Genomic DNA, 7102 nt, shown 5'->3' with positions numbered 1-7102 from the left:
TAAAGACAATGACAAATACACAGCCGATTTAGCGCATGAGAAAACAGTAAAAATTTTGGTGGGAGCAGCAGCCAGTAAAAATAAAGGAGCTAGTAATCAAGTAGGAGAAGGGCATGGTGATTTTATGTTGTATGATAGTAACGGTAAAAATAATTTAGTTGACTATTCACAAGTTTTTACTGATATAGTACTTAAATACAATGGCTTTTCACTGTTAGCAGAATATGCCAATGCAAGTGCGGATAATTTAACCATGCAATTTATTGATGAAGCAGCCACCACAATACTAGCACCTCAACAAATTAGCCAATATTTAATTTTAGGAGACAGTTATACTTTACAAGCAGGCTATGTTACAGACAAAGGCTTAAGTTTTGACGTTAGATATGAAAATACAAAACCAGAATTTCAAAAGTATAGTACCTCATTGCTACCTGATACTAATAGTTATACAATAGGAGCTACTAAATATTTTAATAACAATAATATAAAACTACAAACAAGTTTTACTAGAATTAATTATACTGGAGGAGCAAATTCTAGTATTGGTGAAGTAGTGTTTCAAATCGGCTTTTAATAAATACTTTAATTATGTAAATACTTTTTTTAAATTGGGCTATGTAGTAATGATTATTTTAAGCATACGTTGAAATATCTTTTAACCAAGCTCTTACGAAGTCTCCAAACTTATTAGCATTACCTTAACTGAACCCTGAATCCGATGGACATAACTTACACGCTTTAGATAGCGATAGAAATAATCAAAGAAGTAATAAACTATTTGAAAACGTAGCTTCAAGCATTGCATCATTCACCACAACTTCAAGCAATTGGTATCCAGGTGACGAATGGAGAGGCAATGTAGCAAGAATCATAATGTATAGTTATTTTAGGACGGGTCACAGTCATAAATATTATATGCCATAAGCATAGTAAAGCCATAGATAGTGCATGAAAATTGAACAAAAAGAGTTTGCATTTACCCTAAGGACGTGCAAAGGATAACTGGTAAAAGCTAAGATGCTTCGAGAATACTATTATTAGACATTAAGAAGCAAGGTAGCCAATTTATAACCATTGATGAATTTTGTTCTTACAGTGGGTTAAAATTAGAACAGGTAATTCCGTATATCGTTGGGTAAAAGAGGAGGTTAATTATTAGCTTCTAAAACGTTTTTTAAAGTTTAATAACGTGTTCATTGAGTAGTTTAAATAATGGTCTAAACTATTGTATTATATAGAAATAATGATTATTTTGAATTATACAATTTGACGTTCTTTAAAGGTCTTCAACAAGGACCTATTTAATGACCAATTAAAACATAATACACCAGAAAGCTTGTAAACATTAGCGTGAAAAAAGAAGTACAAATCCCTCTTTCTCCGCAAAAGATAACCCGAAACTTTCGTTTCGGGTTTTTTATACCTAAAAGTTGCCAAAAGTATTTTTGATATTTTTATAGACAAAATTCTTAAACTTTTATATTTTTATTGATATAAGTATTTGTTTATAAGTTGATTAAGACTCTTAAAGGTAAATTTGACTTAAATAGAAAAGTAAAATAAAGTTGACTAATCTTGTTTTAGGTTCACTGAAATTAAAAAATTTCACTTAAAGTCTTTACACAATGAAAACTTTATTGTTTTAGTTATAAACATATATATGATATGGATTTAAAAATAAGTAAAGTACTAATGACAGTACGAAATTATGGAATAGGTTTAGAAATTGTTAAATTGATGATTACGTAGGGTTACACTGTAATTATAACAGGAACAAATCAAGAGAAATTAAACAAAGTTAAGGCAGAAAATCCTTCATTAACTATTTTTAAAAGTGATGTAACTAACAATGAAGACATACAATCTTTAGCAAGTACTATTGAAAAAATCTTGGTTGTATGGATGTTTTTAATCAATAATGCTGGAATTTTAGAGTCATTTGATTTAGGTTAGGAAACGCACCCGTTAGAAAGATAATTCAAAGAAATTGCAATCAATTTCAATGCACCAGTGGCAATGGTTCAACATAGATTTAGGGCAATAACATAGAATTTTTCTTGAAATTAAAATATGTAAACTTGATCAAACAAAATGAGGACAATTATTTTGAAGCCATTGGTTTTGATTTTTGCATTATAAAATCTAGTTCACTAATAAATCAATGTAAAATAATAATAAATAAATGATTATTAGTTAGTTATTTATTTTTTGAGATAAAATTATAAGTAAAAGTATAGTAAAAATAAAGTTTTTATAATTTATAAAAAAAGCTCATTTGTTTAATTACTCTTAAAAAGTGTATAATTAAAGTTTAAAAAACTAACTTGTAAAAATCTAAGTAATTAGTTTGATAAAAGTATTTTTTTTGTTTTGAGAAGAAATTCATAAAAGAATAAGTAAAAAACTATAAACTTCATTATATCAGGTATTCTAGAAATAGTTTCACATCTTGAAACATAATAAACATAAAAGCTTTATAGAAACTTTAATAACTCCACAATAATTATATTACATGAAAGATAACCCATTGACTATGGAAATGCTGTTAGATCAACTAGCAGGATTGAACATTATTCAAATTGCAGCTATTCCAATGATTTTACTCGTTATTGCAGAATGGGTGCTTACAATAGCTCAAAAAAAAGATTACTACAACAGCTTTGACACTATTTCAGCTACCTTTATAGGATTGGTAAATGTCGGAATATCAGCACTACTAAAATTAGCAATATTTGGCGTCATGCTTTTCTTTTATAATCTTGTACCGTGGAGCATTCCAAGTACATGGTGGGCCTTCATACTGTGCATTGTTTCTATAGATTTTTTCAGATATTGGTCACACAGATTAACCCATGTCAATCGTTTTTGGTGGGCAACACACGTCACACACCATAATTCAGAAAAATACAATTGGTCGGTGGCTTTTAGATTAAGTTGGACACAACATATCAAATTTATCTTTTTTATTCCAGTAATTTTAATGGGATTTCACCCAGTTCTCTTTTTTATATGCCATCAAATAGAAGTGCTCTATCAATTTTGGATTCATACTGAGTATATTAGAAGATTACCAGCTCCCATTGAATACGTTTTTGTTACACCATCACATCACAGAGTGCATCATTCTAGTAATGCTAAATATTTAGATAAAAACTTTGGATCAACATTTATTATTTGGGATAGATTATTTGGAACTTTCCAAGCTGAGGAAGAACAAACCCTTTATGGTATCACTAAACCAATTAATTCATATAATCCCATTACTCTTAATTTTCACGAATGGAAAGATATGCTTTCTGATGTAGTTAAAAGTAGATCCTTAAAAGAAGCTTATGCAATGCTTTTTACAAGTCCAGCTAATTTAGAAGCTGTTAAAACTGAATTCAACGCTATTTATTTAAAGGAAAATGAACCATTAATCAAAAGAGATGTTGATTTATAACAAGAGTAGTTATTCAAAAAAAAGCTGTAAGCAATAAATCACATAACTTAGTAAACAAAAACGTAAAGGATTTAAATTGTAATGACTTGGTTTATGATAGTGTTCTTTTCTTATCAGCCAATTAAATATTGTAGATAAAAACACCTACATCATTAAATGACACATAAAAGAAACTTAAATAACTTAAATTTTTTTTTCAAGCTTCAAAAAGTATAATAAACTAGCCAAAATAACCAAAAGTAGCGGTAAAGCAATCAAATAGCCACCAATTGCAGCTATTGCTAAGGGTTGAAGTAATTCAGAACCAGTTTCTAACCCAATAGCTAATGGTAACAAATCAATAATAGCTTTCATAAGTTCCTATAAAAGAGATAAATACAATAATTAGAGATACTTTTAAATTCCTAAAAAAAAAGTAATACTCCAAAAACCAATAACGTTGAAGCAAATAAAATAAGTAACAATTCTTTAAATGATTTGTTGTTATTGTTGTTGTTTAAAAGCTCTGGCATAATTAATTATAATAACCATTAGGTAAAGCTATTTTACTTGAAACTTCTTGCTAGATTTGGTTCATTACTATTCCTAAATTTCTATTTTGAGTATTTGGATAAATTAACCGGATAGAAACAACTTAATCTATTTTCAATACAGAACCAATAACTTGTCCAAAATCAATGCTTAATGCAGGTTGTGAAGTTTCCACTTGATGTCTAATTTTATCAATTACATCATTGCTAGTTTTACTGCTATCTTTTTTTAATTGAATTAAATAATTCATCTATAAGGCTCAGTAATAAAAAAAACCATTTGCGTTCCAGTTCTTCAATATGCTTGAACTTCTGTTACGTTTTGAATGATTTTTTCTACCTCAACTAATGGTCTATTTGTTTCTTCTAAAGAAGTACCTGGTGGATATTCATAATCAAGAACAATGCTTCCCTTATCCATTTCTGAAAAAAACCCTGTTTCTAATCTGGGAACTATTTCTACTTAATTAATTGTGAAATAGTTCTGTTTTAAAATAAAGTACCTTGAATAATTTCAGTTGATTTCTCACCCTTAAATTGAAATGAATCTACAATTTCAAACTGTTTTAAGTCAGGATTGAATTTTCTCAGAAAAACACTTTCACACCAAAAATTTACTTCTAATTTTTGAAATAGAGTATTAGCGATTTTTAACTTTTCAACATCTAATTTTCTTGCGATTGATAAATGTGGATCACTGCTTTTGTACATTTTTTTGAGGGTTAATGAAGCTGTTAAAATCCTCATTATTTTTTTTAAATCTTCTTTTGATTTTTCTGAAGGTTTTATAAAGAAGGCACCATTTGGATAACTATCGTAATCTACTAATTTAACTTCAAAAGGGGAGAAGCTTGCTGTTATTCGACTTATTTGATTTTTTATGATTTCAATTTCAGTTGAAGTAAATTCACAAATAGTAATATGTGCCAAAGAATTTTTACTATTGAACCAACCAATTTTATCGGCTAATTGAAGTTTTATTTTCTTTACTTCTTCAATAATAATCACATTAGGTATAAAAACAATTGAATATTTGTTTTCCATTTTTTTTAGTTTTATAAATCAATCACTTTTTTTTGATTAGAACTTTCAATAGCAGCTTCAATAATTTGCATGACTTTCAGACCATCATTAGCTGTAACAGGTTCTATTGAATTATTGATAATTGAATGATAAACTCCTTCAAAGAAATCATAATAGTTACCAGGAATTGTTGGGATAGTTTTACGTATAGTTTCACCGTTTAAAGAAATATTTAAAAGCCCTTCATTTTCAATAGGTTCTTTTCCCCAATCTACTAAATTTGGTTTTTTACCTGTTTTAAGAACATCTTCTTGAATGTCAGCACGTGATTTAAAAAAACTCCCTTTTCGACCTTGTATTATAAAACCAGGTACTTGTTCTTTGTTAAAAAAACCTGCATGTAATCTTACTCTTTTATCAGAATAATACAATAAGATGTCGATATTGTCATCATTTAAAGAGTTTTCTCTAAGGTTGCGAATGTCTGCAAAAACAGCATTAGGGTAACCAAAAAGACATAAAGCTTGGTCAATAATATGCGGTCCTAAATCTTTTAAAACTCCAGCACCATCATTTTTAGATTCTTTCCATTTTTTTGCACTTAACTGAGGATTATAACGATCAAAGCGAATTTCTGCTTCTACAATTTCACCTAAAACATTTTCTTCAAGAATACTTTTTACGGTTTTGAAATCACTATCCCATCTTCTATTTTGGTAAACAGCAAGTTTAAGTCCTTTTTCCTTTGCTATTTTTTTTAAGCATTCCGCTTCTTCAACTGTTGTGGTAAAAGATTTTTCAACAATAAGATGTTTTCCAGCATTTATAGCTTGTTCTGCATATTGAAAATGAGTGTCTACAGGAGTATTCACAATTACTAAATCTATATCATCAGCCAGTAACTCTTCAATAGTAGCATAACTTTTGACATTTGGATAATCATTTTGAATTAGTTTTTTACTTCGCTCCCAAGCACCTATAAGTTCAAAACCAGAATGCAATTCGATAAATGGAGCATGAAATATTTTTCCAGACATTCCATAGGATAAAAGGACAGTTTTTAATTTATTCATAATTATATTTTGTGATTAAGACTTTATAGCAGAAGCCGTTCTTTTTAACAAATAATATTCTCCGTTACTCTTAAATTAACGTAAAGATCTAACAACATAACGTTTAAATATTTTCGATAAATGACTTATCTCGGTAAAGCCAAAATCATCTGCAATTTCGGTTAAGGTAAAATCGGAATTTAAGAGTCTAATTTATACTAGTATAATTTTGCTTTAATGATATATTCACGCAAAGGCATATTGACTTGCTTTTAAAAAAAATCAATGATGTAAGTAGGTGACATTGAAAATGTATCGGCTAAACTATCTGTTTTTAATAATTAAGTTTCTCAATATTTTCGCTAATGTAGGTTAATATTTTTTGATGCGTTCATCTGAATTATTTTGAAGAACTTCAGAAAAAAATTCTTTTATCGGACGTAGTTTCCATTCCGATAATTCTATTACTTATATTTTGTACTTGTTTTTAACAAAATTAAGAATAATAAATTTTGTTTTTGCAATTTGTCATTTAAAAACCTCTAAAATCGCATAAATATTCTTTTTAAATGCCTTAAAAAAACTTTCGAATCGTTTTCAAATCAAACTCATATTGCTTTAGATAATATAATGACTTCGGCTGATTTAACGAGAATAGATAGTTATCCAATTGAAGGATTTGATTTAGAAAAGCAGCAGCTTTATTACAAGAAAATTAGGTGTAGATACATTATCATTTATGGTTGCTTTTGGATACAAAAATGCAGATCCAGAATACGCCAAATCCAGAATAAATCTTGAAGAGATTGTTTCATTTATGTGATTATATCTATATTTAAAAAATCGGATCTTATTGCCAATAAAACAGAAAAACAAATCATGAATAAAATGATATTAATGAATTTTACTACTTGATAGTTGAAATAAAGTACAGAAATAAAAAAGGCAATAATTTTAAATTATTGCCTTTTTTTTATTGTTTTAATTTTTAATTTGCATTATTGCTTAATCACTTTTATTGTTTTAACAACATCACCAACGGTAACGTTTAC

General features: G+C 28.2%; 7 protein-coding genes and 1 pseudogene. 2 read left to right on the top strand and 6 right to left on the bottom strand.

The window, feature by feature from the left end; translation table 11 throughout:
- Together AACZ53_RS12925 and AACZ53_RS12920 are read left to right on the top strand one after the other, a co-directional pair.
- Positions 1–577: pseudogene (locus AACZ53_RS12925) on the top strand (hypothetical protein); the annotation flags it as partial.
- 1938 nt (positions 578–2515) lie between these two features.
- Positions 2516–3445, top strand: a complete 930-nt coding sequence (locus tag AACZ53_RS12920) for a sterol desaturase family protein (RefSeq protein WP_339839210.1) — start codon at positions 2516–2518, stop codon at positions 3443–3445.
- Between the two features lie 183 nt (positions 3446–3628).
- On the opposite strand, the gene AACZ53_RS12915 is transcribed toward AACZ53_RS12920, so the two are convergent.
- The 6 genes from AACZ53_RS12915 to AACZ53_RS12890 form a co-directional block, all read right to left on the bottom strand.
- The gene (locus AACZ53_RS12915; RefSeq protein WP_339839207.1) at positions 3629–3799 is read right to left on the bottom strand and encodes a hypothetical protein; all 171 of its coding nucleotides are present in this window, start codon (positions 3797–3799) and stop codon (positions 3629–3631) included.
- 280 nt (positions 3800–4079) lie between these two features.
- On the bottom strand, positions 4080–4226 hold the full coding sequence (locus tag AACZ53_RS12910; RefSeq protein ID WP_339839204.1) for a hypothetical protein: 147 nt from the start codon (positions 4224–4226) through the stop codon (positions 4080–4082).
- A 44-nt stretch (positions 4227–4270) separates the two neighbouring features.
- Positions 4271–4396, bottom strand: a complete 126-nt coding sequence (locus AACZ53_RS12905) for a hypothetical protein (RefSeq protein ID WP_339839202.1) — start codon at positions 4394–4396, stop codon at positions 4271–4273.
- A 68-nt stretch (positions 4397–4464) separates the two neighbouring features.
- Positions 4465–5019 carry a 2'-5' RNA ligase family protein gene (locus AACZ53_RS12900; RefSeq protein WP_339839199.1) on the bottom strand — a complete coding sequence of 185 codons (555 nt, stop codon included), beginning with the start codon at positions 5017–5019 and terminating at the stop codon, positions 4465–4467.
- An 11-nt stretch (positions 5020–5030) separates the two neighbouring features.
- On the bottom strand, positions 5031–6071 hold the full coding sequence (locus AACZ53_RS12895) for a Gfo/Idh/MocA family oxidoreductase (RefSeq protein ID WP_339839196.1): 1041 nt from the start codon (positions 6069–6071) through the stop codon (positions 5031–5033).
- Between the two features lie 75 nt (positions 6072–6146).
- Positions 6147–6227 carry a hypothetical protein gene (locus AACZ53_RS12890; protein WP_339839213.1) on the bottom strand — a complete coding sequence of 27 codons (81 nt, stop codon included), beginning with the start codon at positions 6225–6227 and terminating at the stop codon, positions 6147–6149.
- Positions 6228–7102 lie beyond the last annotated feature (875 nt).

This window comes from uncultured Flavobacterium sp. (genome assembly GCF_963975005.1).
In the GTDB taxonomy this organism is placed as follows: domain Bacteria; phylum Bacteroidota; class Bacteroidia; order Flavobacteriales; family Flavobacteriaceae; genus Flavobacterium.
Note: the sequence above shows the minus strand (reverse complement) of the source record. Positions and strands in the feature narration are given on the sequence as shown.